Origin of the sequence: Streptomyces misionensis (genome assembly GCF_007896895.1) — a bacterium.
In the GTDB taxonomy this organism is placed as follows: Bacteria; Actinomycetota; Actinomycetes; order Streptomycetales; family Streptomycetaceae; genus Streptomyces; species Streptomyces misionensis_A.
Window position 1 is genome coordinate 23,798 of the sequence record NZ_VOGW01000113.1, and the last position, 23,693, is coordinate 47,490.

The 23,693-nt window shown below is 67.8% G+C and carries 24 protein-coding genes, 2 tRNA genes and 2 pseudogenes; 16 read left to right on the top strand and 12 right to left on the bottom strand.

The window, feature by feature from the left end:
- Positions 1-221: primase C-terminal domain-containing protein (locus FRZ03_RS19840; RefSeq protein WP_186785512.1), on the top strand; the 221-nt coding region annotated here is incomplete at its 5' end.
- A 21-nt stretch (positions 222-242) separates the two neighbouring features.
- Here FRZ03_RS19840 and FRZ03_RS19845 read toward each other — a convergent pair.
- Both FRZ03_RS19845 and FRZ03_RS19850 read right to left on the bottom strand, forming a co-directional pair.
- A tRNA-Ser gene (locus FRZ03_RS19845) sits at positions 243-329 on the bottom strand.
- A 284-nt stretch (positions 330-613) separates the two neighbouring features.
- Positions 614-997, bottom strand: coding sequence for a hypothetical protein (locus FRZ03_RS19850; RefSeq protein WP_146466505.1), 384 nt, complete (start codon positions 995-997; stop codon positions 614-616).
- A 307-nt stretch (positions 998-1,304) separates the two neighbouring features.
- Between FRZ03_RS19850 and FRZ03_RS19855 the strand changes: the two genes are divergently transcribed.
- The 3 genes from FRZ03_RS19855 to FRZ03_RS19865 all read left to right on the top strand — a co-directional run bounded on the left by FRZ03_RS19855 (position 1,305) and on the right by FRZ03_RS19865 (position 3,076).
- Positions 1,305-1,451 (top strand): hypothetical protein, encoded by a 147-nt coding sequence (locus FRZ03_RS19855; RefSeq protein ID WP_315902653.1) that lies wholly within the window; start codon positions 1,305-1,307, stop codon positions 1,449-1,451.
- 15 nt (positions 1,452-1,466) lie between these two features.
- The gene (locus FRZ03_RS19860; RefSeq protein WP_146466506.1) at positions 1,467-1,826 is read left to right on the top strand and encodes an ASCH domain-containing protein; all 360 of its coding nucleotides are present in this window, start codon (positions 1,467-1,469) and stop codon (positions 1,824-1,826) included.
- A 560-nt stretch (positions 1,827-2,386) separates the two neighbouring features.
- Positions 2,387-3,076, top strand: a complete 690-nt coding sequence (locus FRZ03_RS19865) for a hypothetical protein (protein ID WP_146466507.1) — start codon at positions 2,387-2,389, stop codon at positions 3,074-3,076.
- 338 nt (positions 3,077-3,414) lie between these two features.
- On the opposite strand, the gene FRZ03_RS19870 is transcribed toward FRZ03_RS19865, so the two are convergent.
- A tRNA-Ser gene (locus FRZ03_RS19870) sits at positions 3,415-3,501 on the bottom strand.
- Between the two features lie 175 nt (positions 3,502-3,676).
- Here FRZ03_RS19870 and FRZ03_RS19875 point away from each other — a divergent pair.
- Together FRZ03_RS19875 and FRZ03_RS19880 are read left to right on the top strand one after the other, a co-directional pair.
- Positions 3,677-4,066 (top strand): PadR family transcriptional regulator, encoded by a 390-nt coding sequence (locus FRZ03_RS19875; RefSeq protein WP_146466508.1) that lies wholly within the window; start codon positions 3,677-3,679, stop codon positions 4,064-4,066.
- Positions 4,063-4,659 carry an HAAS signaling domain-containing protein gene (locus FRZ03_RS19880; protein ID WP_146466509.1) on the top strand — a complete coding sequence of 199 codons (597 nt, stop codon included), beginning with the start codon at positions 4,063-4,065 and terminating at the stop codon, positions 4,657-4,659. The genes FRZ03_RS19875 and FRZ03_RS19880 overlap by 4 nt, the downstream gene beginning before the upstream one ends.
- 162 nt (positions 4,660-4,821) lie before the next feature.
- Here the strand turns inward: FRZ03_RS19880 and FRZ03_RS19885 are convergent.
- Both FRZ03_RS19885 and FRZ03_RS40400 read right to left on the bottom strand, forming a co-directional pair.
- Positions 4,822-6,051: pseudogene (locus FRZ03_RS19885) on the bottom strand (S1C family serine protease); the annotation flags it as partial.
- Positions 6,035-6,247, bottom strand: a pseudogene (locus FRZ03_RS40400) (ribonuclease BN); the annotation flags it as partial. The pseudogenes FRZ03_RS19885 and FRZ03_RS40400, both read right to left, overlap by 17 nt.
- 101 nt (positions 6,248-6,348) lie before the next feature.
- Here FRZ03_RS40400 and FRZ03_RS19895 point away from each other — a divergent pair.
- From FRZ03_RS19895 to FRZ03_RS19925, 7 genes are all read left to right on the top strand, one after another.
- A complete protein-coding gene (locus FRZ03_RS19895; RefSeq protein ID WP_146466510.1) occupies positions 6,349-6,936 on the top strand; it encodes a hypothetical protein in 588 nt (195 codons plus the stop codon).
- Between the two features lie 120 nt (positions 6,937-7,056).
- Positions 7,057-7,929 carry an adenine nucleotide alpha hydrolase family protein gene (locus tag FRZ03_RS19900; RefSeq protein WP_146466511.1) on the top strand — a complete coding sequence of 291 codons (873 nt, stop codon included), beginning with the start codon at positions 7,057-7,059 and terminating at the stop codon, positions 7,927-7,929.
- Positions 7,930-7,934: 5 nt separating this feature from the next.
- A complete protein-coding gene (locus FRZ03_RS19905) occupies positions 7,935-9,197 on the top strand; it encodes a DNA cytosine methyltransferase (RefSeq protein WP_146466543.1) in 1,263 nt (420 codons plus the stop codon).
- Complete coding sequence (locus tag FRZ03_RS19910; RefSeq protein WP_146466512.1) at positions 9,197-10,375, top strand: DnaB-like helicase N-terminal domain-containing protein; 1,179 nt, start codon at positions 9,197-9,199, stop codon at positions 10,373-10,375. Before FRZ03_RS19905 ends, FRZ03_RS19910 begins: the two co-directional genes overlap by 1 nt.
- A 62-nt stretch (positions 10,376-10,437) precedes the next feature.
- Entirely contained in the window at positions 10,438-11,796 is a 1,359-nt protein-coding gene (locus FRZ03_RS19915) for an SPDY domain-containing protein (RefSeq protein WP_146466513.1), read from the top strand.
- Positions 11,797-12,087: 291 nt separating this feature from the next.
- Positions 12,088-12,330: a hypothetical protein gene (locus FRZ03_RS19920; protein ID WP_146466514.1), complete on the top strand. Its 243-nt coding sequence runs from the start codon at positions 12,088-12,090 to the stop codon at positions 12,328-12,330.
- 818 nt (positions 12,331-13,148) lie between these two features.
- Positions 13,149-13,973: an SAM-dependent methyltransferase gene (locus FRZ03_RS19925; protein ID WP_146466515.1), complete on the top strand. Its 825-nt coding sequence runs from the start codon at positions 13,149-13,151 to the stop codon at positions 13,971-13,973.
- Here FRZ03_RS19925 and FRZ03_RS19930 read toward each other — a convergent pair.
- Positions 13,970-14,809: a helix-turn-helix domain-containing protein gene (locus FRZ03_RS19930; protein ID WP_186785514.1), complete on the bottom strand. Its 840-nt coding sequence runs from the start codon at positions 14,807-14,809 to the stop codon at positions 13,970-13,972. The genes FRZ03_RS19925 and FRZ03_RS19930 overlap by 4 nt on opposite strands.
- Positions 14,810-14,956: 147 nt before the next feature.
- A complete protein-coding gene (locus FRZ03_RS40405; RefSeq protein WP_398660724.1) occupies positions 14,957-15,142 on the bottom strand; it encodes a DUF397 domain-containing protein in 186 nt (61 codons plus the stop codon).
- 714 nt (positions 15,143-15,856) lie between these two features.
- On the opposite strand from FRZ03_RS40405, the gene FRZ03_RS19940 reads away from it, so the two are divergent.
- A complete protein-coding gene (locus FRZ03_RS19940) occupies positions 15,857-16,273 on the top strand; it encodes a hypothetical protein (protein WP_146466517.1) in 417 nt (138 codons plus the stop codon).
- Positions 16,274-16,774: 501 nt separating this feature from the next.
- Here the strand turns inward: FRZ03_RS19940 and FRZ03_RS19950 are convergent.
- The 5 genes from FRZ03_RS19950 to FRZ03_RS19970 form a co-directional block, all read right to left on the bottom strand.
- A complete protein-coding gene (locus FRZ03_RS19950; protein WP_146466518.1) occupies positions 16,775-17,056 on the bottom strand; it encodes a hypothetical protein in 282 nt (93 codons plus the stop codon).
- On the bottom strand, positions 17,053-17,745 hold the full coding sequence (locus FRZ03_RS19955; protein ID WP_398660727.1) for an HNH endonuclease family protein: 693 nt from the start codon (positions 17,743-17,745) through the stop codon (positions 17,053-17,055). Before FRZ03_RS19955 ends, FRZ03_RS19950 begins: the two co-directional genes overlap by 4 nt.
- A 443-nt stretch (positions 17,746-18,188) precedes the next feature.
- On the bottom strand, positions 18,189-18,563 hold the full coding sequence (locus FRZ03_RS19960) for a hypothetical protein (protein ID WP_261399263.1): 375 nt from the start codon (positions 18,561-18,563) through the stop codon (positions 18,189-18,191).
- Positions 18,564-19,125: 562 nt separating this feature from the next.
- Positions 19,126-20,022 (bottom strand): DUF5655 domain-containing protein, encoded by an 897-nt coding sequence (locus FRZ03_RS19965; RefSeq protein WP_186785515.1) that lies wholly within the window; start codon positions 20,020-20,022, stop codon positions 19,126-19,128.
- A gap of 256 nt (positions 20,023-20,278) precedes the next feature.
- Positions 20,279-21,087, bottom strand: a protein-coding gene (locus tag FRZ03_RS19970) for an IS5 family transposase (protein WP_186785516.1) whose coding sequence is annotated in 2 segments (ribosomal slippage) — positions 20,279-20,748 and positions 20,748-21,087 — 810 coding nt in all. Because the reading frame shifts where the segments join, the coding sequence is not laid out codon by codon here.
- 62 nt (positions 21,088-21,149) lie between these two features.
- On the opposite strand from FRZ03_RS19970, the gene FRZ03_RS19975 reads away from it, so the two are divergent.
- Together FRZ03_RS19975 and FRZ03_RS19980 are read left to right on the top strand one after the other, a co-directional pair.
- The gene (locus FRZ03_RS19975; RefSeq protein WP_146466521.1) at positions 21,150-21,527 is read left to right on the top strand and encodes a hypothetical protein; all 378 of its coding nucleotides are present in this window, start codon (positions 21,150-21,152) and stop codon (positions 21,525-21,527) included.
- Between the two features lie 330 nt (positions 21,528-21,857).
- A complete protein-coding gene (locus FRZ03_RS19980; protein WP_146466522.1) occupies positions 21,858-23,630 on the top strand; it encodes a hypothetical protein in 1,773 nt (590 codons plus the stop codon).
- Positions 23,631-23,693 lie beyond the last annotated feature (63 nt).

Here is a 23,693-nt window from a genome sequence, read left to right on the forward strand (position 1 = left end):
TCCTGACCGCACCCGAGGGCCAGCGCAACACCCGGCTGTTCTGGGCCGCCTGCCGCGCCTGCGAGAACGGCATCGGCCCCGACCTCGCCGCCCCCCTCATCGAGGCCGCCCGCCGCACCGGCCTGCCGGAACACGAGGCCCGCGCGACCATCGCCTCGGCGGCCAGGGCGACCGGCCACCACGCCAAAGGGGCGCCCCTCGCCGAGCGACACCCCTTGTGACCTGCGCGTCAATGGTCCGTGCGGAGGCGGTGGGATTTGAACCCACGGTGACATCGCTGCCACGACGGTTTTCAAGACCGTTCCCTTAGGCCGCTCGGGCACACCTCCCCGCGCCGCCCACCTGGGGCGGAGCGGCTACAGCCTCTCGGCTTCCGGCTCCATGCGAGATCCGTGGTCCACACGGGGTCCACTGGCTCTGATCGCCTGTCCGCAGCAGCCACCCATCGCCGACCACCCCGGGCCACTACGGCCTTCAGCTCCGGCCCGAGCCGAAAACGGAGCGCCAACGTCACCAGACCCAAGGTGACGTGGCGGCACTGAAACGGGGTCACCCCCACCGTGAGGGGTCGCAGCAATCGCCTGGAAGTTCCAGACGGGATCCCAAGGTGGCCTCAGTGCGGATTGTGTCGCGCCTCAGATCCGGATGGCGGTGCTGTCAGCCGGGAAACCGCGGTAAAGGTAACGATGGACACCGCCGCGCCGACGGCGGTGGCGAGTGCGTCGGCATACAGCTTCCCGAGGTGCGGCCAGGTCAGATCGACGAGGATGCCGACAACGAGGCTGCCTGCGAGAGCCGCGACGATGCCTGCGCCCCAGTAGCGATGCCGTTCCCAAAACCACCGGGTCAGAACCATCACAACAGGCGCGGCAACGGGCAGGCCACCTTCCAGATCGCGGAAGGGGCTGAGAAGAGCGGCTACGGCCGCGCACAGCACCCAGCAGAACCCCGTCTTACGGGCGGCATCGCGCCACGGAACCCCCCGGACATCACCCATTGATCCCCCTTAACCATCCAGGCAAGTCGATGCATGGCCCTGGGCCCATGTCAAGATCACGCCGACGTCTTCCGTACGGGCGCAGGGGCGCCCACGGACCACGGACCATCGCAACTACAAAAGCCCATGACCGACGCTGCGTTGGCCATCATCTGGTGGTCCACCTGACCTGTATCACTGCACACGCCCCAGGCGGCCTCGGTACCGTCAAGGGTAGAAGCCTCGACGGGATGGAGCACGATGCCTAGCCGCCTGCTGGACTGCCGGCGCCTCAGCTATGCCCTTGCCGGACGGTGCGGCCCCGTGGATGCTCGACACCCGAGAGTGGCCCGGCTCGTTGGGTGAGTACGTCGACCGCTTGCTCGGTCTGACGGACGTGTTACTCGCCGACCCCCGCCACTTCTTCCGCTCGTACTCGGCCGGCGAACCGGCTCATGGCCACCGCAACTGCTAGGAGCGTTCCCGCCCGATGACGGAAACTGCCGCCCCGCGCGTCCACGAACTGAACCTCTACCGCCGGTACTTCGACCTAGTCGCCGCTGGTCAGAAGACGATCGAGGTGCGGGTGAAGTATCGCCACCTCGAAGACCTGGCCGCCGGAGACGTCATCCGCTTTCGCATCAAGGGCACGGACGAGAGCTGTGCCGTCCTGGTGAAGCGGGTCACGGAGTACAAGACGTTCGAGGAGCTGCTCGACGGGGAGGGTCCGGCAAACGTCAACCCGGCCTCATCTCGCGAGCAGCAGCTCGCCGACATCCGCGAGATCTACCCGGCGGAGAAGGAAGCGCTCGGCGCCCTCGCCATCGAGATCGAGCTCCTGCCGCAGTAAGCCCGCCGTGCCGCCCTCGCTCCCCGAGAGGGCGTACGGCTTCCCTGGCGCCCGCCGCTCGCCGCCCGTGCCGCGATCGGCGGCGCCCATCAAAGAGACCGGACCACCCCTCAGCCTGGACAGCGATCAGGGGTGGTCCGGTCGGGGAATCCCTGGTCAGGACCCCGGTGCCGATGGTACCGGGGTGGTCGGCGTGCCCGAACGCGGGTGCGGCTGCAACCCCCTTGCCACCACGTGAAGTTAGAGAGGGTCACTGTTGCAGCTCGGTCGGCCGCATCCCAGTTCTGACCTGCACCACCGAAAGTCAGCCACGGCGGCGGGCTCGCCGAACGAGCACCCGTCACAGCAGGAAGCGACCCGAACAGTCCGAGCAGCAGGACCAGGCCGCCGATGACCAAGCGAGGCCCAGCCACCCGACCAGTCCGCGCTAGACGGCGCAGTACCCATGCAACCACTTGGTTCTCCGTGTTGAGGTGGTTGGCAATGTGGCGGGCAACGCTAGGTGTTTGTAGAGTGCGAGTCCGTTCAGTTGGCAGGTCTGCAACGGATGGGAATCCCAGTTGAGTGCCGACAACGACGTTCACGGCAGCACCACTCCGCCGGAGCCGTCCCATGAGCCACAATCGGAGCCTCGGCAGCCGAAGTGGGCGTGGTGGGTGATTGGCATCCTGATACCTGCCTTGGCCATTGCGGTACCGGCGCTCGTCACTATGTCGTCGTCATCTGACAGCAACGCTCCTGCCAAAGCCGCTTCCTCGCCGACGTCCGGGTCAGCGGCCGGGGAGGAGCAGAACAGCGCCCCACCCTCGGACGAGCAGAGCAGCGCCTCGCCCTCGGAGGATGCCCCGGCGCCCTCGGCATCGTTGCCCGACACCTCAAAGGACATCCTGTACACAGGACCTGTCCGCATCGCCGAGTCGGGGCCACAACTGGACTACAACCCGCCGAAAAGGGACAACCTTTGGTACGACGTCAGCCTGGGGCTCATCGACCCGCCCAGGATCTCCACGCGCTCCGACTCAAAGGTCAACCTCGCGGTATGGCCGGAGCGGAAAATGCCGACCCGGCAGGAGTGTTCCGACCTGATCGCTACCCAGGGCGTTTGGATGGTTGAGGTTCAGAAGGGCACAGTGGTCTGTCTCAAGACGGAAGCCGGGCGCACCGCTGTCCTGACCATCACATCAACGAGCGACAGCTTCAGCACGGGAGTAATGGCGCAGGCAACCGTGTGGTCAGAGATCTCCGAGTGACGATGACTGGCCCCGCGCCACGGCCGCTTCACCCTGCTTGACGCTTCATTGCCGAGTCCTGCCTCGTTCCAAGCAAAAAACCTCAAAGCGCCATCTTCACCCCACGACGGTGAGGGGGTGACGTCTTTGTACTGTCCTGGACATGGTCCAGGCTCCGGACCGCACAAGACTGCTGACCAGCAGGTACGCGGCGCCGTTCAGCCGGACCTTGGTCCACCACTGGTCCATACGCAGTGATCCACGACGCCACAGACGCGGATCAAGATGAGACAGGCCTCATGCAGAAGGGGCGCCCCTGATCGAGGGGCACCCAGTCTGACCAGCATGTCTTTGACCTGCGGAGGCGGTGGGATTTGAACCCACGGTGACATCGCTGCCACGACGGTTTTCAAGACCGTTCCCTTAGGCCGCTCGGGCACACCTCCCCGCGCCGCCCACCTGGGGCGGAGCGGGGTACAGCGTACCGGGATCAGGCGCCGGACGGGTATGCGGTCCGCCCCCGCTTCACCGGTCACGCTCCCGGCCCCGGCGACGGCACGGGGTAGCCGGGTGGACCAGCTACCTTGCGAAGCAAGGCACATGATCGGTACCATGCATCGCATGGAACAGGGTGGCGCAAGAGACCGCGTTCCCGGCAAGGCCGAGAGCCAACTGCGGAAGGGCGTGCTGGAGTACTGCGTGCTCGCACTGATGCGGGACGAGCCCCGCTACGGAGTGGAGCTGGTGCAGACCCTGGCCGCAAGCGGAGCGCTCGCGGCCGGTCAGGGCACCATCTATCCCCTGTTGTCCCGGCTGCGCCGGGACGATCTGGTCGCCACCACCTGGCGCGAGTCCGCCTCCGGCCCCCCACGCCGCTACTACCGGCTGACCGAGTCCGGCCTCGCCGCGCTGGAGGAGTTCAGTCGCATCTGGCCCGCGTTCCGCGACGCCGTGGACGGAATCCTCCGGTCCGATCCCCCACCATCCACCGACTCCGGACGGAACCCATGAAGAGCGAATTCGCCCAGTCCACCGCCATCGAGTCCTTCCTGCGGTCCGTCGAGCGCGAGGCGGCGGTGCTCCCCGCTGACCGGAGGGGCGAACTCCTGGCCGACCTCGCCGAGCACATCCATGTCGCACTCGCCGAACGCCCCGGCCAGGAGCAGGCCGTTCTGGCGGAGCTCGGCGACCCGCGCGCCATCGTCGGCACCGCCCTGGAGTCCGAGCCCGCCGCCGACCGGATCCCGGACCCGTCGGGCGCCGTGAAGGCGCTGCGCGTCCTGCTCTGGGTCAGTCTGGTCATCGCGGCGATCGCCGTCGTGGGCATCGCCGTGGGGAACTACGACCTGCCGGTCTACGTCGAGGTGCTGACGCTCCTGCCCGTCCTCGCCACCGCCGTCCACGTCTTCTTCCTGCGGCCGGGCCGCGCGGTGCTGCGCGTCACGCTCACCGTGACCACGGCCCTGTGGGTCGCCGGTGTGCTGGTCAACCTGCTGAACGGGGCGCCGGGGGCCGTCATCGGCGCGCTCGTCGGCGTGGCGATACTCGTCCTGCTCCACCAGCGGAGCACCCGGGCCTGGCTCGCGGGCACCACGGCCGCGTAGGCGCCGGCACCCGGACCGGCGCGAGCGGCCCCGGCGCCCGGACCGTTCCCGGCCGTACGGCCACATGCCGAGGGCCGGCACGCCTTCCCGCGCCCGCCCGTCGAGGGGCGGAGCGAGGCGGCGCACCGGCCCCGGGGCGTCGGGCCCGAGCCGGGCGCGGGATCAGCTGTCGCCGACCCGGGCGCCCAGGGTCAGCTCGGCCGTGTGCTCCTCGCCGCCGCGCTTGTAGGTGACCGTCACCTTGTCGCCGGGCTGGTGCGTCCAGATCTCGCCGATCAGGGTGGGGCCGCTGTCGATCACCGAGTCGTCGAGCTTGGTGATGACGTCCCCGGGCTTCAGGCCCGCCTTGTCGGCGGGGCCGCCCGCCTCGACCGGCGCGGCGCCGCCCGTGCCCTGGTCGGTGATCTTGGCACCGTCCGAGGAGTCCTCCAGGGAGACGGACGCGCCGATCTTGGCGTACACCGGCTTGCCGGTCTTGATCAGCTGCTGGGCGACGTACTTGGCCTGGTTGATCGGGATGGCGAAGCCGAGGCCGATCGAGCCGGACTGGCCGCCGGAGCCGAAGCCGCCGCTGCTGCCGGTGGACTGGATCGCCGAGTTGATGCCGATGACCGCGCCGGACGCGTCCAGCAGCGGGCCGCCGGAGTTGCCCGGGTTGATGGACGCGTCGGTCTGGAGCGCGCTCATGTACGACGCCTTGCTCGTGGAGCTGCCGTCGCTGGAGGCCACCGGGCGGTTCTTGGCGCTGATGATGCCGGTGGTCACCGTGTTGGACAGGCCGAAGGGGGCGCCGATGGCGATGGTCTCGTCGCCGACGGCCACCTTGTCGGAGTCGCCGAGGACCAGGGGCTTGAGGTCGGACGGCGGGTTCTTGAGCTTGACGACCGCCACGTCGTAGCCCTGGGCGTGCCCGACGACCTCGGCGTCGTACTTCCGGCCGTCCGGGAACGTCGCGGTCAGCTTGCCGCCGTCGAGGGCGTCCGCCACCACGTGGTTGTTGGTGATGATGTGGCCCTGCTTGTCGAAGACGAAGCCCGTGCCGGTGCCGCCGTCGCCGTTGGTGCCCTCGGCCTCGATGGTGACCGTGCTGGGCAGCGCCTTGGCGGCCACGTTGGCGATGGTGCCGGGCGCGCGCTTGATCTGCGCGGCGCCGTTGTCGGAGGCGGAGACGGTGGTGGAACCGCCGTTGTCGTGGTCCTTGGCCAGCGTGTAGCCGAGACCGCCGCCCAGGCCGCCCGCGACCAGCGCGGCCACCAGGACCGCCGCGACCAGGCCGCCGCGTCCGCGCGGCTTGGGGGCGGGCTGCTGGTACGACGCCCCCCAGGCGCCGCCGCCCGCGCCGGCGGCGCCGTCACCGTAGGCGGGGAGGCCGGACGGCGGGGGCGGCCAGGCGGAGCACCAGGGCGAGGAAGCCGCCGGGAGTCAGCCGGCGGAGCCCTCCGACCTGGGCGTTGGGGCGCGCCCAGGACGGGAGCGGGATCATCACCGTGACCAGCAGGATGAGGACCGGCCATTTCGCGATCGACCACGCCGTCAGCGCCGTGTCGCCGATCCCGAGCGCATGCCCGGCTTCACGGGCACGCCGACCTCGGCCCGGACGCCTACGCGGCCTCCGCCCGCCATCTGGAACGCGCGACGTACGCCTGCATCAAGACGGTCCGCAAACATCGCATGCCCACAGTCGAGCCGGTGTCCAACGCTGTCGTCCGGCTCAAGCAGGTCGCCCACCTGACCAGCGGGGCCGCGCGCTACCTCACCACCGCGCTCCCCTTCCTGCCCGACGCCGACGCGGAGCGCCCGCTCCCCGACCCCCGCCGCGGGTTCGGACAGCGCGTCCAACTGGCCCGTGAACTCACCAGCCTGGCTCCCGTGGCCGTCATCAATTCCGCCACCCACATCGCCGACGGGCTACCCAGACACGCGTGCAGCAGCAGCCCCAGCCACGGGATCGACTCGGTGCAGTACGACCTCCTGTTCGAAGTCGCCCTCGGCCGCGTCACCGTCTTCGAGGAAATCCAGTACGTCCGCGTCCACACCACGAAGGCCGCCCCCCAGACACTCCGCGAACTGGAACTGCGGCGCCTGGTGTGCCGTGAGCCCCAGTCCGCGCCCCCGCCGTACTACGGGGGTGAGCCGTTCGACCGTGTGCGCCTGACGGCCCTCGGAATCACCCTTGTCAGCGCCGTGATCAGTTGCCGCACGCTCATCGGGCCGCCCGCAGCCGGCCCCGCCGTCGCCCCTGCCCCCACGCCGGCACGCACCCGTGCACACCGCTGACAGCACTGCCCGTTCCACGCCCCCAGTTCGATCAACTCCCGTTCTCACGAGGAAGTCCTCATTCCCGTCTCCCCCACGCTCACCTGCATCTCGCTCGGTGCAGGCGTCCAGTCCAGCGCCATGCTCGCCCTCTCCGCCAACGGCCATCTCCCCAAGGCCGATTACGCCCTCTTCGCCGACACCGGCTGGGAGCCCCGCTCCGTCTACCAGCACCTCGACCGGCTGGAGAAGGAGATAGCCGCCCCCGCCGGGATACCGGTCCTGCGCGTCTCCTCCGGCAACATCCGCGCCGACGCCCTCGACCCGGCACACCGCTTCGCCTCCATGCCCCTCCACATCCTCAACGAGGACGGGAAGCAGGGCATGACCCGGCGCCAGTGCACCGGGGAATACAAGATAAAGCCGATAAAGCGACAAATCCGGGAGCTTCTCGGATACCCCTACCCCCGGCGCATCCCGAAGGACGTCTTCGTCGAGCAGTGGGTGGGCATCTCCACCGACGAGTTCCACCGCGCCAAGGACGCCGACGTCCGCTACATGCGCAACCGGCACCCCCTGATCGACATGGGCTGGTCGAGGAACGACTGCATCGCCTACCTGACCTCGATCGGCTTCGCCGACACCCCCAAGTCCAGCTGCCTGGGCTGCCCGTTCCACGGGAACGCCCAGTGGCGGCACATCCGTGACACCTCCCCCACCGAGTGGGAGGACGTCGTCGCCTTCGACGCCGCCATCCGCTCGGGCAACGCCCGCGCGAACGCCGGCGGCAACCCGCTGCTCGGCCAGGCGTTCCTGCACCGCTCCCGGGTGCCGCTCGACCAGGCGCCGATCGACCACGTCACCGCCGCCGAGTGGGCCGCCCTCCAGCAGGGCCCCGCCGAGCACACCGCGGTGCTGGAGCAGCTGGAGGAGGGGGTGGTCGACGGCTGCTCCCCGTGGGCCTGCCGCGGGGACGCCGAGGCGGTGCAGGACGACGTCGGGCTCGCCGCGTGAGACGGATCGTCCTTGATCTATTTGCCGGCCCCGGGGGCTGGAGCCACGCTCTTACGCTCCTCGGCATGCGGGATGTCGGGCTGGAGTGGGACACCTGGGCCTGCAACACCCGAGCCCGCGCCGGGCAGTTGACGATCCAGACGGACGTCGCCCGCTATCCGGCGTGGATCTTCTCCGGGCGGGTCCTCGGACTGATCGCGTCCCCGCCCTGTCAGGCGTGGTCGAGGGCCGGCAAGCGCCTCGGCCTGGTCGACCAGCCCCTCGTCCACCAGGCCGTCGCCGACCTCGCCGCCGGCCGCGACACCCGCGAGCAGCTCCTGGCCGCGTGCGCCGACCCGCGCTCCCTCCTCGCCGCCGAGCCCATGCGCTACCTCCACGCCCTGCACACCGCCGGGGAGCCCGAGTGGATCGCCATGGAGGAGGTCCCCGACGTCCTGCCCCTGTGGAAGCAGTACGCGGCCATCCTCCGAGGGTGGGGATTCTCGGTGTGGACCGGGATCCTCAACTCGGCCGACTACGGCGTCCCCCAGACACGCAAGCGCGCGATCCTCCTCGCCTCCCGCGTGCGCACCGCCGAACCACCGCCGCCCACGCACGCCCAAGTCGCCGAAGACACCACGCTGTTCGGGCTCCGCCGCGCACGGTGGGTGTCGATGGCGCAGGCGTTGGGGTGGGGCCGGACCGACGGGCCGGTGCCCACCGTGTGCGCGGGCGGCGGGCCCGGAGGCGGCCCCGAGCCTTTCCCCTCCGGCTCCCGCAAAACCCTCACCGACGCCCGCGACCGCGGTTCCTGGGCCCCCCACCCCGGAGGCGTCATCCTGTCTTCCCGCCACCAGCGTCCCGGCCCGGCCGTCCGGAAGGGCAGCCGGTCGGACCGGGCCGTCGACCACGCGGCACCCGTCGAAGCCAGTTCATGGGCGTGGTCGTTGCGCAGCAACAACCAGGCCAACGCCACCGTCCGGCGTGCCGATGAACCGGCGGGGACGCTGTTCTTCGGACACCGTGCCAACGAGTGCACCTGGGTCGCCGAGCCCTCCGCCGGCGCCGAGGACACCTCTCAAAGCCAGTCGGTGCCGGAGCCGATCCGGATCACCGCCCGCGAGGCGGGCATCCTCCAGAGCTTCCCCGCCGACTATCCCTGGGCCGGCAACAAGGGCCAGCAGTTCTCCCAGATCGGCAACGCCGTCCCCCCGAGGCTCGCCGCCCACCTCCTCGCCCCGCACCTGAACGTCCCCTTCAACCCCGACGACTTCACCCTGGCCGCCTGATGCCCCACACCCCCGACCCCGACGAAGACGGCCTGGCCGCCCGGCCGCCGCACCCTCCGGTGTACTACGCCGAGCAGGCCCTGCTCGGCAGCCTCCTGGCCGAGCCGCAGCGTCTCGCCGACGTCAGCGGGATCGGCCCGGAAGCGTTCTCCACACCAGCGCACACCGCGGTGTTCAACGCCCTCCGTACCCTCCCGGCCCCGCCTCCGGCCGACACCGACTGGGCCGCGGCATTCGGCGCCCTCCGCGCCCGCTCCGGCCCGGTGCCGGCCGAGCGCACCGATCACACGGCATGGCTCGACACGGTGCTCGCCTCGGCGTGCGAGCAGGCCCGCGGTCTAACCGCCGCCCACCTGCACGCCCTGATCAGCGCATGCCCCAACCCCCGGCACATCGCGGCGTACGCGCGGATCATCGAAGGCGAACATGCCCGGCGCCGCCTCCACAGGGCCGCCCAGCACCTGATCCAGACCGCGCAGGACGCCTCACTCCCGCACCCCGTGCCAATCGCCTTCGCCGAGGCCGACGCCCTCGCGAGCATGGTGGACGACATCGCCGCCGCCTTCCCACCGCACTCCGGATCCCTGCCCCGCACGCCCGCACCGCCACCGGCACTGGTGCGCGACGGCGAAGAGGGCGCCCAGGAGGAACGGCTGCTGCTCGCCACCTGCGCCGCGCGCCCGGCCGACGCCGAGCAGATGCACTGGCTGGCCGCCGACGACTTCACACGCCCCCTCCACGCCGGCCTCTGGCAGTGCCTGACCGCCCTGATACGCCGAGGCGCTCCCATCGACCGGGTCACCCTCGTATGGGAAGCGCAGCAGCGCGGACTCCTCAGCCATGCGGACGACCCGCGGGACCTGCTCGGCTTCCTCGCCGAAACCGATGTCTGCGCACCGTACTTGGGCGAGCGGATCCTGCACCGGTCCGCGCTCACCACGGCCCAGCAGGTCGGGCGACGTATCGCGGCGTTCACCGACGATGCGGCCAACACCCCCTGCCAGCTCGTCGTCGGCAGCCGCCGCGCCCTCGCCGACCTGACCGCCGTCCGGGCCCGCTGGCAGCAGGCCACCACGACCAAGCCGGTCAACAGAGCTTCGCCCCGTACCGCCGGTGTGGCCCCGCGCGCCGGCCCGCCGCGCACTGCGGCAGCCCCTGTCAGCCGCATCACCCGCTGACCCGACCGTCGCGGTGGCCGGAGCCGCCCGGGCTGGCCACCAGCAGAAAGAGCAACCCCACCATGACCTCCTTCCCAATCGACGCCCACGTTCGCTTCGACGCCCACCCCGTCCATGTCAGCGCCGTGACCGCGACCGTCACCGGCTCCCATGCACACATCCCCCGCGCGGGCCTGGAAGCCGCCGGCTGGACCCCTGTGGACAAGAACGTCCTCGTGCTAGCCCGCATCGACCACGAGGAGCCCTACTGGGCCAATGAGGCAGCCCAGCACCTGGGGGCCGACGGAGTGACCGTCGAGATCACCCCCCGGCTCCGAAAAGCCATATATGAGGAATGGACCTGGGCCAGTTACCCGATGCCCTGGCTCACCCGCAGCGAGATGCGCGAGGTTTCCGACGAGGCGCAGAAGATCCACGACGACATCCGGGACGGGCGGCTCCTCGTCCACGCCCACGCCGACGACGGCCACGCCACCGTCGCCGTCGCCACCTACATCGGCAGCGGCGAGAGTGTCCATCTCCACGGCGAGGACCACCTGCGGCAGGTCGCCAGCACGTTCAGCTCGCCCGCCCAGGCCCTGCTCGCCTTCGAGAAGCTCCACGGCCTCACCATGCGCCCCGGCCCGGCCCCCGCGACCGACATGGAACGCACCGCCGCCGAAGCCCGCAGCACGCCGCTCCCGGCACACGCCGAACCCGTACGCCCCGAACCGGAAACCGTCCCGGCGTACGCAGCCGACGCCGGCGACCACGACGCTCTCCTCGACGCGTTCCTCGACGCACACCGCGACTGGCAGAAGTGGAGGACATGGTCCGACGAGACGACCCACGCCATCCACGAATCCCAGACCCTGCGCATCGAACGCATCCACGAAGCCGATGCCCGCGAGACCGCGTGGACCGTGGCCGCCTACGAGACCCCCGTGTCCGACCGCATGTGGGTCCTCACCGCGACCAGCTCCACCCCTGCCCCCGTACTGAAGGAGCTGCTCGACCACCTCGCCAACCCCGACGACTGGAACACCACCCTCGGCAGCCCGGTGAGCGAGAAGACCGTCACCACCGCCACCCAGCCTCTCACCGACGCCGGGTGGAAGCACACCATGGACGGGCCATGGATCCGCTGGACCTCCCCCGCTGGCAACGCGGGCATCCAGTTCGACGCTCTCGCCGCCCAGCACGCGAACCAGAACCTCACCACCTGGATCGTCTGGGCCGGTCCCGACCCCAACCGAGCCACCTGGACCATCACCGCGTCCCCGTACACCCCGCGCGCATTGCTGGCCGCCCTCTCCGAGAGCCTCGCCCACGGAACCGGCCACCGCCGAGGGGGCGCGCTCCTGTCGCGAAAGGCAGGATTCGACGCGGCGAAGCTCCCGTCTGAACCGCTTTACAGCCCAATCGTTCCGCGTCGCCGCTGAAGCAGAGGTACGAGCTAGCTCCTGAATGGTGGGTTGTTCAGCGCTGAACTGACTGGCGGTCAGCAGGATTCGAACAAGGAACGCTGAATCGATCAGACGCTCCCCTACGCTTCACGCCAGGCCCCCGCGCCCCGGCCACCGACAATCTGACTTTGCACAGATTGGACTTCCGGACCGGTGAGGGCATCGCTCCGGCTAGCGTCTGTGTCGCCTCTCATAACGCGGGGCCCACCCCGGGGGCCGGAAGCCCCCGACCCCTGGGGTGCGAAAAGTCGAACAAGGAAGTGCAGCATGTCCAACCTGGTTCGCCGAGGGCGCTGGTGGCCCTCTGAGCAATTGCACGGTATCAGTTTCCCTTTCACCCATGGGGTGATCTCGGGGCGTGACGTGCTCACCGGCCTGATCCTTTACAGTGCGTTCACGTTGGCATATGCCATCACTCCGAGTGCCCTGACAGAGGCTGTGCGCTGGCTCGTCAACTGCACTCCGTCCGGCCACACCTGGGAGATCACCCTACGAATCCGCTGCGACTGACCCCTCGGCCTTCTCACAGCCGACCGGGGTCACTGCGCCTGGGCTGCGCCGGCATGACGCAGCCCAGGTTCACCGCCCAGTACAGCCGGGATTCGAGGCCGTCGTGCGAAACACGAATCCGCATGCTCTTGCGGACCAGTTCACCCACAGAGGCGGGACGTGCGCCCGCCCGGCAGCCGCGGAAGTTGCCGACGCTTCACCAGGCCACCGGAACCGCCTGCTCTATGAAGCGTTCCTACAACTGCACGAACAGTCATATTTCCTCTATGCGCGGGCGCGTCTTCACGCGGATGCCCCGTCCCAACTGGCCGTGGCCTCAGCCGTCCAGGCGATCGGCTTTAGGTGGGCGGAGCTTCTGCGCCAGCCCAGAACCGCGACGGAGGCATGGAGACAACTACGGTGTCGCGTAGCAGGATTATGCACGCAGAGTGACAGCTACGTCGATCGCCTCTACGAGATCTGCTCACCCGACGGCGCAGACATCATCTTGCTGAAGTACGGACTCAGACTCCCGCTGGACGTTGCTGCCAACGTCATGGGGGTCGACCGCGACTTCGCCGCTGCGGGCCTTCGGTCAGCCGAGCGATGCCTCCCACTGAAGGTACTCGAACACCTGGAGGAAGTCGTCCCCCGTTCGTAGGTCAATATTTACGGTCAGTAGTGGCGGTTTACGCCGAGAACGCCACGTCCGCGCCACATCTGCGCCACCCTTCACGCCACCACCGCCTCAAAGAGCGGTGGTGGATCTTGTCGTGCCCTCCTAGGATGACTGCTCATTCCCTGGAGCGATCGGGGCTCGACCAGGAGAGGCATGCGCGTTGGCTGACAACCGACCTATCAACCTGTCCGTTCCCAGTGCAGCCAGGATGTACGATTGGCTGTTGGACGGGAACTTCAATTACGAGGCGGACCGTCTGGCCTGCCAGGAGCTCTTACAACATGCGCCCACAACCAAGGCATTGGCGCGCAACAACCGCTGGTTCCTTGAACGTGTCGTCCGCACGCTCGCCGAGGAGCACGGGATCAAGCAATTCATCGACTTCGGGTCCGGCCTGCCAACACAGAACAACGTTCACCAGGTAGCACAGGACTTCCACCACGATGCCCGGGTCGTGTATGTCGACAACGATCCGGTCGTCCTCGCACACGGTCGTTCGATCCTCGATTCGAATGCCTACACCGCCGTCATCGACGGGGACATGAGGCAGCCGGAGGCCGTCCTTGAGAGAGAGGAACTGCGCAGGCTGATCAATTTCGATGAGAAGACGGCAGTCCTGTTCATCTCGGTCCTGCATTGCGTCAAGGACGTCGACGACCCGGCGGGCATCATCCGCCGAGTCGTCGCGAAGCTCAAACCCGGTAGTTTTGTAGTGATCTGCCACCTGGTCAGCGACGATCGCAGGATCCGCGACCAAGTCACCGAGCTCATGCGGAAGCAGACAGGTGACAACTGGGGGAGAGTCCGGGAGAGATGGGAGGTCGACAGTCTCTTCGAAAACCTAATTCCTCATCCTCCCGGGATCGTGGACGTCACCGACTGGAGGCCGGACTCCGAGCTGCGCCAGCACGATCGCAGCGTCGAATGGATGGACTACGGCGGCCTTGCGGAGGTGCCACCAGGGCCAGCACAGCCGAACTCCTAGGAGTATCGCTTGAGGGTCTTCTTCAGCAGCTCCACGGTCGCTTCCCGGCTCAGCGCAGAATTCTTGCTCAGGCGCAGGAGAAGTGTCACGAAACGCTCCACATCACGCACCTGCGTGTGGTAGTCGGCGCTGTCGTTGCCCTCCACGTAGACCATCGGAGGCAGCCCGAACTGGTCGAAGGTCAGGTGGGTCATGGAGGCGTTGTTGGAGACCACCTTGCCGGCGAGCGGGACAATCCGGATGGAGATCCTTGGGTCACCGGTGAGGTCGAGGAGCTTCTGGATCTGGCCGCGCATGACGGCGTCATCGCCGACCTGCCGGTACAGAATGCTCTCATCAAGCAAGAAATTGGCCATCGGCGGGAGCCCCTGACCGAAAAACCGCTCCTGGCGCTCCTTGCGGAGTTCGGTTCGCAGCCGGATCGCCTCCGGCGTCCGCTCCCCCTCTTCCAAACCGTCATGAATGATCTGCTCGGAGTACTCCGCGGTCTGGATCAGACCCGGTACGATAAACGCTTCGAACGTCATCAACACCGCGCACTCCGCCTCCAGGCCGATGAGGCGCCTCATCCAGTGCATCGCGCAGTCGGAGAACTTGCGCTCAAACCATTCCGGCTCCCTGGCGCGCTGCGCCAAGGCCATTAGCATGAGCCGCTCTTGGTCGGGCACACCGAAGTGGAGGGCAAGGTCGCGGATGTCCCGGAGATCTGGCGGGCTATCAGCCCGCTCCAGGCGGCTGATCTTGGAGGCGGACGCGTTGACCGCCTTACCCACGACACCGAGCTTTTCCTCGCCTCGCAGGTCGCGAAGGTGGCGCCCGAGCAGCAGACCGGCCATCGTTGGCACGACCTCGGCGGGCAGGTCCCCTCCGAAAAGCGGGATGGGGCGCTTAGACGAAGGGGACACGCGGCCTCCAAGCAGAGATGAGCATGGCCACATAATGGCATGCCTGAAGCCCGCGCGTCCCCTCGAATGAATTTCCGACTAACAGTCGATCAGGTGATCGAACTCTCGCTCTCTCGCACCGTGTACGAACGCCTCGAACTCCGTCTTCTTGAAGATCAGCGCCGGACCGCTCGGGTCCGTAGAGTTCCGGACCGCCACCCTACCGTCCGGGAGCTTCGCCAGTTCGACGCACTGGCCGTTCGCGGCACTCTTCTTGCTCTTCACCCACGCCGCCTTGATTGAGTCGGCGGGGACTCCGTTCGAATGTCCCTCCACGCGAACACCTCCTGAAGCTGCGATTATCCCATTTATGTGCCGCGTTGCCGCCAATCGCCTTGAGCTGGCATGCAGCGGGGCCGTGCAATCCCATGATGCAATTGCACGGCCCTCACCGTAGCGGAATTCGAGAGGCATCTGTTCGAACAGCACGGACCCCTTTTGAGTGATCCACACGAGCGCAGATCGACGGTTCAACTCCCTGTGGCGCAGGCCGCGGGTGCCACAGGGAGCCCCGTGCGGCCACCGAGGGTAGGTGACCTCTCCACCCGCGTCATACCGAACAGGCCGAGGCGACCGCCTTCTGGCGACTGCTGACGACCGATGTGCGGCCAAGCCAATCGAGACGTCCCAGCAGTCAGCAGGTTGCCGGGACGCCCCAGGTCGGCCTCCCTCCTTATGTCCTTGCGCAGACGTTCGTGAGTCCGCGTGCCTGTTTCGCCGGATGATGTCGCGGCGGAACAGGCCGCCCTGTTCCATACGGCCGGCACGGTCAGTGCCGCAGCCAAACATCGCCGCCGATGGCGGAAGTGATCAACTTGCCCTAAGTTATGCGATTCATTAAGAACCAATAGATTTGGGGCCTTTGGGGCGATTGCTGTCTACGCCGCGCGGACAGCACCCTCGTTGCGGTGCCGTCCTCCACCAACGAGGTGACACAGCATGCGGATCAGCAGACCCCAAAAGGCCGCCACCGGTACCGCTCTCGGCACACTCCTGCTGACCGGCACCAGCGTCACAACCGCGCAGGCCGCTCCGGCGACGTACAGCATCGCCATGACGCGAACCCCGGCGGTCAAGACCGTGTACGCCAGCACGGCCGCCGCCGCGAGCCGCAGGCTCATCACCATCAGCATCATGTGCATGGACGTCGGTGCCCGCGTCGACCTGCTGAAGAACGGCAAGCCGGTCGGCTCCGCCACCGTCGACGTCAAGCACAACATGACGCTGAAGGCCGACAAGCTCAAGTGGGCGGAGAGCTTCACCGTCGGCAAGGCCACGCTCGTCAACGCCGGCGGCGTCCGGCTCAACTCGGTCGGTGGTGGCAAGGGTGTCGAGACCCTGGTCAAGTTCCCGTAGGGGTCCACGCTCGACCTGGCCTACAAGGGGACCGTCGGCTACGCCGCCAGTCTTGGGAAGAAGAAGCAGATCGCGAGCCCGGCCTCCTACCGGTTCTCGGTTACCAAGCCCGGCTACACGCCCGGCGGCTTCACCTACGACTCCACCAAGTACCCCTGCGACGACACGATCCGGCTCCTGCCCACTCGGCATCATGCAGCGTGCTGTTCACCGGGAGTTCCCGGTGAACAGTCGGACTTCGACGAATTGGACGACTCCGACGCGATCAGCAATTGGGGATCTTTCAAGTCGTTGCCGAATGCCTTGCGTTGATCGGCCGACCAGACGTCGGCGCCGGAGCGCCATGCCTCGGCGAGGGGGACCATATGTTATCCGTACCCTGTTGGAGCTGCCGCTGACGTCTGCGACAGCGGCAGCATGGCCCGTTTCCTGCTGTGAGCGGTGAGTTATCCAGTGCAGTGGTTCGTGCCGCTGACAGCGGTGACGTGGTGGGAGAACGGCTTACGTGGCTGTGGCGGCTCCGCCCTGCCGGATGCGGGCGAGCAGGCTGTCGTGGTAGGCGGCCAGGTTGCCGTCGGGGACGGGAGCGGGGCTGCCGGTGAGGGTGTACCACTCGTCGGCGCCGGTGTATTGCACCGTGACGTGCGCACTGTGCCCGTCACGGCCGGCAGCGGTGCGGATGGTGAGGTCGCCGGTGATGACGCCGACGTCGTCGGTCATCGCCCCGCCGGGCCCCGCCGCGACATCGTCCTGGTACGAGGTGGTGTCCGGGCTGTCGGTCATGCGTCACAGGTGTCCAGCATCTCGCTGAGTTTGTTCTTCTCCGCCTCAGTGATGTTGAGGTCGTACACGTACTTCACGTGGGTCCAGGCGCGGCTGTAGGTGCACCAGTAGGAGCGCAGGGGCGGGGCCCACTGGTCGGGAGACTGGTCGCCCTTGGACCGGTTGGAGGCTGCGGACACGGCCACCAGCTGGGGATTGGACAGGTCGTTGGCGAACTGGCGGCGCTTGGCGGTCGTCCACTCGTCGGCTCCGGAGCGCCAACCGTTCGCCAACGGGACGACGTGGTCGATGTCGAGCTGCCCGGAGGCGGTGAAGACTTTGTCGTCGTAGGGGCTGGTCCAGGTGCCGGAAATGGCGCGGCACTGGTCGTCCTGGACGACGTCCTGACCATCGCGGGCGAGGACGACCTCGCGCGTGTCACAGGTTCCGTACTGGGTGATCCAGTGGGGGAACTTCGCTCGGGAGTAGCCGGTCATCGGGTGCGGGGCGGCGACGTTCAGTTCGCCGAGTTCCTTACGGACGATGTCCGCGGGCGGGGGCTCGGGCAGGTCCCGACGCGCGGTCGCGGCGCTCGCGCTGTGGTGGACGGAGGCCGACGTGGCTGTGGCTGTGGCCGGAGCAGCGGTGAGGGGGATGACGAGCGCGGTGGCGGCCGCCGTGGCCAGGGCAAGCTTCGTGTGCATCCGCATGCGTGACTTCTCTCGTCGAGCAGGGAGTTGACGGTCACGAGAGATAGCGGGATTCACGCCGGCGGTGTCGATGTGCTGAGGCAGTGTCACCCGTACGGCGGATGGGATTTTCCGCAGAAACGATCACGCGGTGGGAGGTTGTGGATGCGACCGCAGCTGCTGGGCCCGAGTGGACCCTTGGCAGCGGGCAGGGCGACGCTGCGTTCTGCACCTGCCTGACACGCGAGCGGGCACGTGGCGCCGACGCCGTGCCAGCGCCGCAGGGGCCGATAGACGCTGCTGCTCGAGCGCGTTCAGTTTCCTCACCGGTGCCGTGAGCCCCCACCGGAGTGCGTCAATTCCGCCACTGTGCCCCGTGGCCGGCGCCGCAGGGCGTCGAATGCCGACGCCCCACTCTTGTCAGAGCTATGCCGTCCACGCCCCCACCACGGATTTCTTACGCATCAGACTGCCACTGGCACAGATACCAGGTGGTCGATGGTGGCTTTGGCGACGGTGGTGACGGTGGTGTCGTCGTAGACGGAGTACCAGGTGCCGGAGGAGGGCTGGCAGCTGCCGGGCTCGTCCTCGACGTCCTTCCCGTCGCGGGCGAGGACCTCCTGGCGCGTGGTACAGCCATCCGGCTGCGAGGCCCAGATATCGAACTTTGCGCGAGCGTATCCGTCCATCGAGTGCGGCGTGGCCACGGTCAGGGCGGCCAGTTCGGCGCGAGCGGTCGCCGCGGGCGGCGGCGCGGGAGGGTCGGCCAGTGCCGGCGCGGCGGCGACGGCCGTCAGGAGCAGGGCGGTTGCGGGCAGGCCGAAGAGGGCGCGGCGCATGATGTCTCCAGGTGTGGGGGGTGGAGATGCATGCATGAGAAAACCGCAGCGCCGACTGGGTCCGCTACGCGCGTGGACCAGCTACGACAACTCCCCTACATCGCCTCCACGAATATGGCGCGTTGTGGGTTGATCGCCGACGCGGCCAGTTATTCGGGGACTTGCCGCATCCGCTCTCGGGGCCCAGTACCACCAGTAGGTTCGCGTTCCAGACGACGGATGTCTCCGACGACCGCCGCACTGCCCTGCCGAAATTCTGTCGTGCGTACGTCGAGCAACCCCTTTTCGAGGTTTCCGTCGAGCGCCCGGCGTACTGTCCGGCGCCGTCTCCCGACCATGCCGCTGAGGCTCTCGTAAATCACGCCCCGGCCGAATGACCGTGCTCCTGCCGGCCAGCGTGCGCGAAGCGGGGAAACATAGCGGGGGATCGCCGGTTAGCCAAACCGGCGATCCCCCGCATCATTGATGGTCCACCGCCACGTCCTGCCCGTCCGTCGAAAGGCATCACCCTACGACCCCAGACCAAGCGCGAACCGCTCATGCCCCAGAGGCCGTTGGGCGATCAGGCTGCCGCGTAGCTCGCGCGGAACAGCTCCCGCGCCCGCTCCACGTCCCTCAGGGTACGGAGCTGCACCTCCAGGTCGCCCGTCCCGTGGTGGCCGAGCCCGGTCACGTCCCGGGTGAACCCCGGGACAAGATCGACGTCCTTCGGGGCGACCTTCAAGTAGACCAGGAGCTTGCTCCGCTGCGGCGGGCAGACGCACGCGAAGTTCCGCAACCGCTGGTACGCCCGGTACTGCTTGCGCTCCACACGGTTCACGCCGTCCCCGAGCCCGAGCAGCACCTCGTCGACCGTGCTCGCCAACTCCACCATCGACGGGCCCTGGACGTCGGCTGCCGCCCGCGCGACGGCCTGCCGGCGCGTTCGGCGGGCCACCTGCATGCCGCTGCTCACGGACGCCACGGTCTCAAGGCCGAGCAGGTCGCTGCCGAAGAGTCGGTAGCGGACCAGATCGATCGAGCGCCGGTGCTCGCGCACGGCGTGCACGTCGTAGCGGGTGAAGTCGCCGGCGATGCAGATCAGCCGCGGTGCACTCCACAGCACCTGGGCCGCGGCCGTCGTCCCGAGCCGGTCGCGGACCAGGTGCTCGACCTCGGCCCGGTGGTCCATCAGCCAGGCCAGGTAGAAAAGACCCTGGTTGATCACGCCGGCGTCCGTGCCGCGCTTGTACTCGATGATGACCGGCGAGCCGTTCTCGTCCAGCCCGAGCGAATCGATCCGGCCCCCGTGCACCGGCCCGGTGCCGTACTCGCTCGCCAGGAACCGCACGCCCAGCAGCGTCTCCATGTGCGCCTCGACGAGACCCTGTACATCGGCCTCGATCTCAGCAAGACGCGGCATGACCTCGGTCATGCCGCTGTTCGTCGTGTCCGTGCGGAACAGCTTCAGGCCCGACACCTTCCCCTCCTCGGCTCGCAGATCACCAACGCCGCCGGGGTGCGGGATTGTTTCCGTGAGAGGCTTCGGGGGCGTGAAGATGGTGTGAGACCCACTGACGGCCTCATCGGGGAGCGCTCGCGTCCCCCGGTCGCCGGGAAACCGAGATTCCCCCATGCGTCCCCCGCGACCTGGAGGACAGCAGCAGGAAGCTTCGTTTACGCAGGTCAGCCCCCGTAGCTCAGCGGATAGAGCAGGCGCCTTCTAACTGATCGTTTCAGAATGATCTACGGAGTCGGCGGAGGCAGATGATGCTGCACGCGAGCTCGAGTAGGCCTTGGTGAAGGTCGGCCCGACGCTCGTAGCGGATCCGCAGGCGCTTGAATTGGTGGAGCCAGGCGAAGGTTCGCTCTACCACCCAGCGGGTGCGGCCGAGACCAGAGCCGTGGACGACACCCCGGCGGGCGATGAGGGGCTTGATCCCGCGCTGCCTCAGCAGGCGGCGGTACTTGTCGTAGTCGTAGCCCCGGTCAGCGAAGAGCCGCTTGGGCCGGTTGCGAGGGCGTCCACGACGGCCCCGGATCCGGGGTATCGCGTTCAAAAGCGGGATCAGCTGTGTGACGTCATGCCGATTTCCGCCGGTCAAGGATACAGCGAGCGGGGTGCCGAGACGATCGACGATTACATGGTGCTTGGAGCCGGGGCGGCCGCGATCCACCGGCGACGGCCCGACATGAGCCCCCCTTTCAAGGCCCTGATGTGGGAGCCGTCGATTGCAGCATCGTCCATGTCCAGCGATCCTGCTGCCCGCAGCTCGGTGAGGAGTGCCTCGTGCAGGCGAGGCCAGACACCGGCCTCGGTCCAGTCCCGCAGTCGGCGCCAGGCCGTCACTCCCGAGCAGCCCACGACCTCACTGGGCACATCTCGCCAGGCCACCCCCTTGCGCAGGACGTAGATGATGCCGGCCAGGGCGACCCGGTCCGACACCGGCAGCCGTCCGGGGTGCCGCTTCCGCCGCGCAGGCCGCTTTGGCAGCAGCGGGGCTATTCTCTCCCACAGTTCATCGGGGACAAGGTCGGTAGTCACGACGTAGGAGCCTGCCAGAGAACCTGGTTGAGCCCACTAGGTCGGCTCGTGATACTCCCCGAATGACCAACAGTGCACAGTCTGAAGCCACTGAACAGGGGTGGGACGAACCCTGGTACCGCGTCCGTACGGACCGTTTCGTGGCGTCCTTCCTGCCCGGCGCAGGTGAGGATCTGGATGCCGTCTGCAACGTCGACATCGAGGTCCGGTTGGTAGACGGCGGCTCACGCTGGAGCGCGACCGTGTTCACCGTCGCGGAGGTCGAGCGCCTGATGGACAAGGGGGTTCAGACCGGCGAGGACCTGGGCGGCCGCTACTTCTGGTGCTCCGACGGGCTGATTGTCCGAGAGCCAGGCATCGACAACATGACCCAAGTGATCACCGGTCTACTCGACTCCGGCGAGTTCGAGAAGGTTCTCCAGCGACTCGATGACGAGTGACCGCCTCAGCTGCATTCTGAAACGATCAGTAAGCGCCTACTGCCTCCTGCCCAGATATCTGCCACGGCCTTGTTTGAGGAAACCGACAGCGGTTAAGCCCCGTCAGGGGCAAGGAAACCATCCAGGTGTATCAGCCCGAACTGACGAGCAGCGGCGCGCCGCCCTTCGAGCAGGACGACCTCTGGCCGTGGTGTTGGGTGGCTCCAGTGTCTCGACAGTTGGGCAGCGAACTGTCCACACTCCCCCGCACGGCTCGAGCTTCCTGCCGACTGCACACCTGGGGAAGAATCGTGGCAAACGCAGGGACATTGGCGGTAGATAGGAGCGGGGATGGGCGAGAAGCGGTCCGGGGAGGAGGGAACGTGGCCGGACGGACGGGAGGTCGAACCATCGCTGGCATCCTTGAGGACCGCGACGCGAGCCTTGCGGTTTCATCTGCACACGCTGCCCGCGGTCTTCCACTTCGGTGGACCAGCCGACCAGTTCCTCGCCGAGGCTGCGTTCCCCTACGCGCGATGGCGGTATGCCTGCGCGGACTCTCTGCTGGGTTCGGGTATCGGCGGCACCGTCGTGGGGGCCATGGCTCGCAGCCTCTTCGATGACGGTCTGCTGTGGCAGTGGATTGCCCAATCGCCGACTGAGAGGCGGCCGGGCCTGCTGGACAGCATGCTTCAGGAGCGCAACCGGATCTGCGAATGTCTGGCCACGCACGAGGCGACCTGCCCCAACTTGGCCAGGTGGTTCGTTCCACTGGATGGCGTCACCGACCTGACGGGGTCGTCCCTGGAGGCACTTGCGGCTCCGTCCCTTCCGGACGCCACAGAGCTCTTGGACCTGTTCCTCTCGTCCGCTCCCACCCAGCCCGCGCCGACCTCGCTGCTCGGCGGAAGCGTCCAGGACCTGTTGCATGCCGCGCGGGGCCTGCTAGCCGTGTCCGGTCTGCGGGGGGCGGTGATGGTGCTAGCGCACGCTGGTCACGGGAATCTGTTGGGTCTACAGAGCAGCCTGGCCGTCGGCGGTGCCGCTGGGCATGATCTGCGAGCCGATCACGAGGCGCTGTTCATGCATGTAGCTGCCGTCGGAGTCACCGTCACCGTTCTCGGCGTATGCGCGGCGGCGCCGGAGTGCTGGCCACCGGAAGTCGACCAGGCAGGCTTCCTGGGCACACTGGTGCGGCTCACCGAGGATGTCGTCACCGCGGCAAGCGTGGTACACGGCCTAGGCGACCCGAAATCCTTGACCGTAGTCAATCCGAAGGTCAGGACCAGGGTGCAGACGCGCCGGCTGCGGCCCGAGGCCCTGGTGGCGCATCACGAGGTACTACCGGACATTCTGCATGCCGGCCCGGTCATCCGCGCGGTCCGCCAGTACGAGGAGTTCGTCGGCAGCTGGACCGTCGATCCGTGGGCACGCGGTGATCCCAAGCTAGCGAGTGTTCTGGCCTACGGTGGCGCCCATTCCACATTCTCCACCGTGATGAACACCTTCGACGATCACTCAGCAGTCACAACTGTGTTCGCCGCGCGGATGCTTCTGGAGGAAGCGGCCCGTTTCACCTGGCTGACGCAAGACCTGCACGACGAGGACGCGTTCGTGCAGCGGTCCACCCAGTACTTCGACGAGTTCCGAGCGAAGAAGAAGAAAACTATCGCCACATTCGCCGGCAACGGCGTTTCCCTCGCCGCAGCAACCAGGTTGCTGAAGACCTCCGATCACGTCGTCGAGGGACCGGAGATGATCAGCAAGGGTCGTCAGCCGCTGCCGCCGATCGACACGATGCTCACGCTGATGGGGACGCCCTATCCCGAGCCGGGGTGGCTTCCCGTGGCCTACTCGCTCCTCAGCCAAGTCACGCACAGCACTCCCGTCGGTATCGTCCACATGGCCCGCTACCGCGGGGGTGTCCTGTCGGCCCACGAACTCTCCCCTGAGATGCTCTCTCTGGCTCTGGACGTGGCCTGCCTGGGTAGCGCACGCCTGCTCGGTATATCTGGCCTATTGCTGTCCCAAGGCAGTGACGACGCGCGGCAGTACGCGACCGGCCTGGAAAGACGCGCCTACGAAGTGCACGACGCCGCCCGCCTGGTACACGGGCTGGATTGAGCCCACATCGTGCACAGGGGCCGCCGGACGCCGCTACAAGAGGGACAAGCGGCATGCCGGGCG

Coding starts and splice junctions, on each gene's coding strand:
- FRZ03_RS19850 (WP_146466505.1), bottom strand. CDS start 997: ATGGGTGATGTCCGGGGGGTTCCGTGGCGCGATGCCGCCCGTAAGACG.
- FRZ03_RS19855 (WP_315902653.1), top strand. CDS start 1,305: ATGCTCGACACCCGAGAGTGGCCCGGCTCGTTGGGTGAGTACGTCGAC.
- FRZ03_RS19860 (WP_146466506.1), top strand. CDS start 1,467: ATGACGGAAACTGCCGCCCCGCGCGTCCACGAACTGAACCTCTACCGC.
- FRZ03_RS19875 (WP_146466508.1), top strand. CDS start 3,677: ATGGAACAGGGTGGCGCAAGAGACCGCGTTCCCGGCAAGGCCGAGAGC.
- FRZ03_RS19880 (WP_146466509.1), top strand. CDS start 4,063: ATGAAGAGCGAATTCGCCCAGTCCACCGCCATCGAGTCCTTCCTGCGG.
- FRZ03_RS19900 (WP_146466511.1), top strand. CDS start 7,057: ATGCTCGCCCTCTCCGCCAACGGCCATCTCCCCAAGGCCGATTACGCC.
- FRZ03_RS19910 (WP_146466512.1), top strand. CDS start 9,197: ATGCCCCACACCCCCGACCCCGACGAAGACGGCCTGGCCGCCCGGCCG.
- FRZ03_RS19915 (WP_146466513.1), top strand. CDS start 10,438: ATGACCTCCTTCCCAATCGACGCCCACGTTCGCTTCGACGCCCACCCC.
- FRZ03_RS19920 (WP_146466514.1), top strand. CDS start 12,088: ATGTCCAACCTGGTTCGCCGAGGGCGCTGGTGGCCCTCTGAGCAATTG.
- FRZ03_RS19930 (WP_186785514.1), bottom strand. CDS start 14,809: ATGGCCGGTCTGCTGCTCGGGCGCCACCTTCGCGACCTGCGAGGCGAG.
- FRZ03_RS19940 (WP_146466517.1), top strand. CDS start 15,857: ATGCGGATCAGCAGACCCCAAAAGGCCGCCACCGGTACCGCTCTCGGC.
- FRZ03_RS19950 (WP_146466518.1), bottom strand. CDS start 17,056: ATGACCGACAGCCCGGACACCACCTCGTACCAGGACGATGTCGCGGCG.
- FRZ03_RS19955 (WP_398660727.1), bottom strand. CDS start 17,745: ATGCGGATGCACACGAAGCTTGCCCTGGCCACGGCGGCCGCCACCGCG.
- FRZ03_RS19960 (WP_261399263.1), bottom strand. CDS start 18,563: ATGCGCCGCGCCCTCTTCGGCCTGCCCGCAACCGCCCTGCTCCTGACG.
- FRZ03_RS19975 (WP_146466521.1), top strand. CDS start 21,150: ATGACCAACAGTGCACAGTCTGAAGCCACTGAACAGGGGTGGGACGAA.
- FRZ03_RS19980 (WP_146466522.1), top strand. CDS start 21,858: ATGGGCGAGAAGCGGTCCGGGGAGGAGGGAACGTGGCCGGACGGACGG.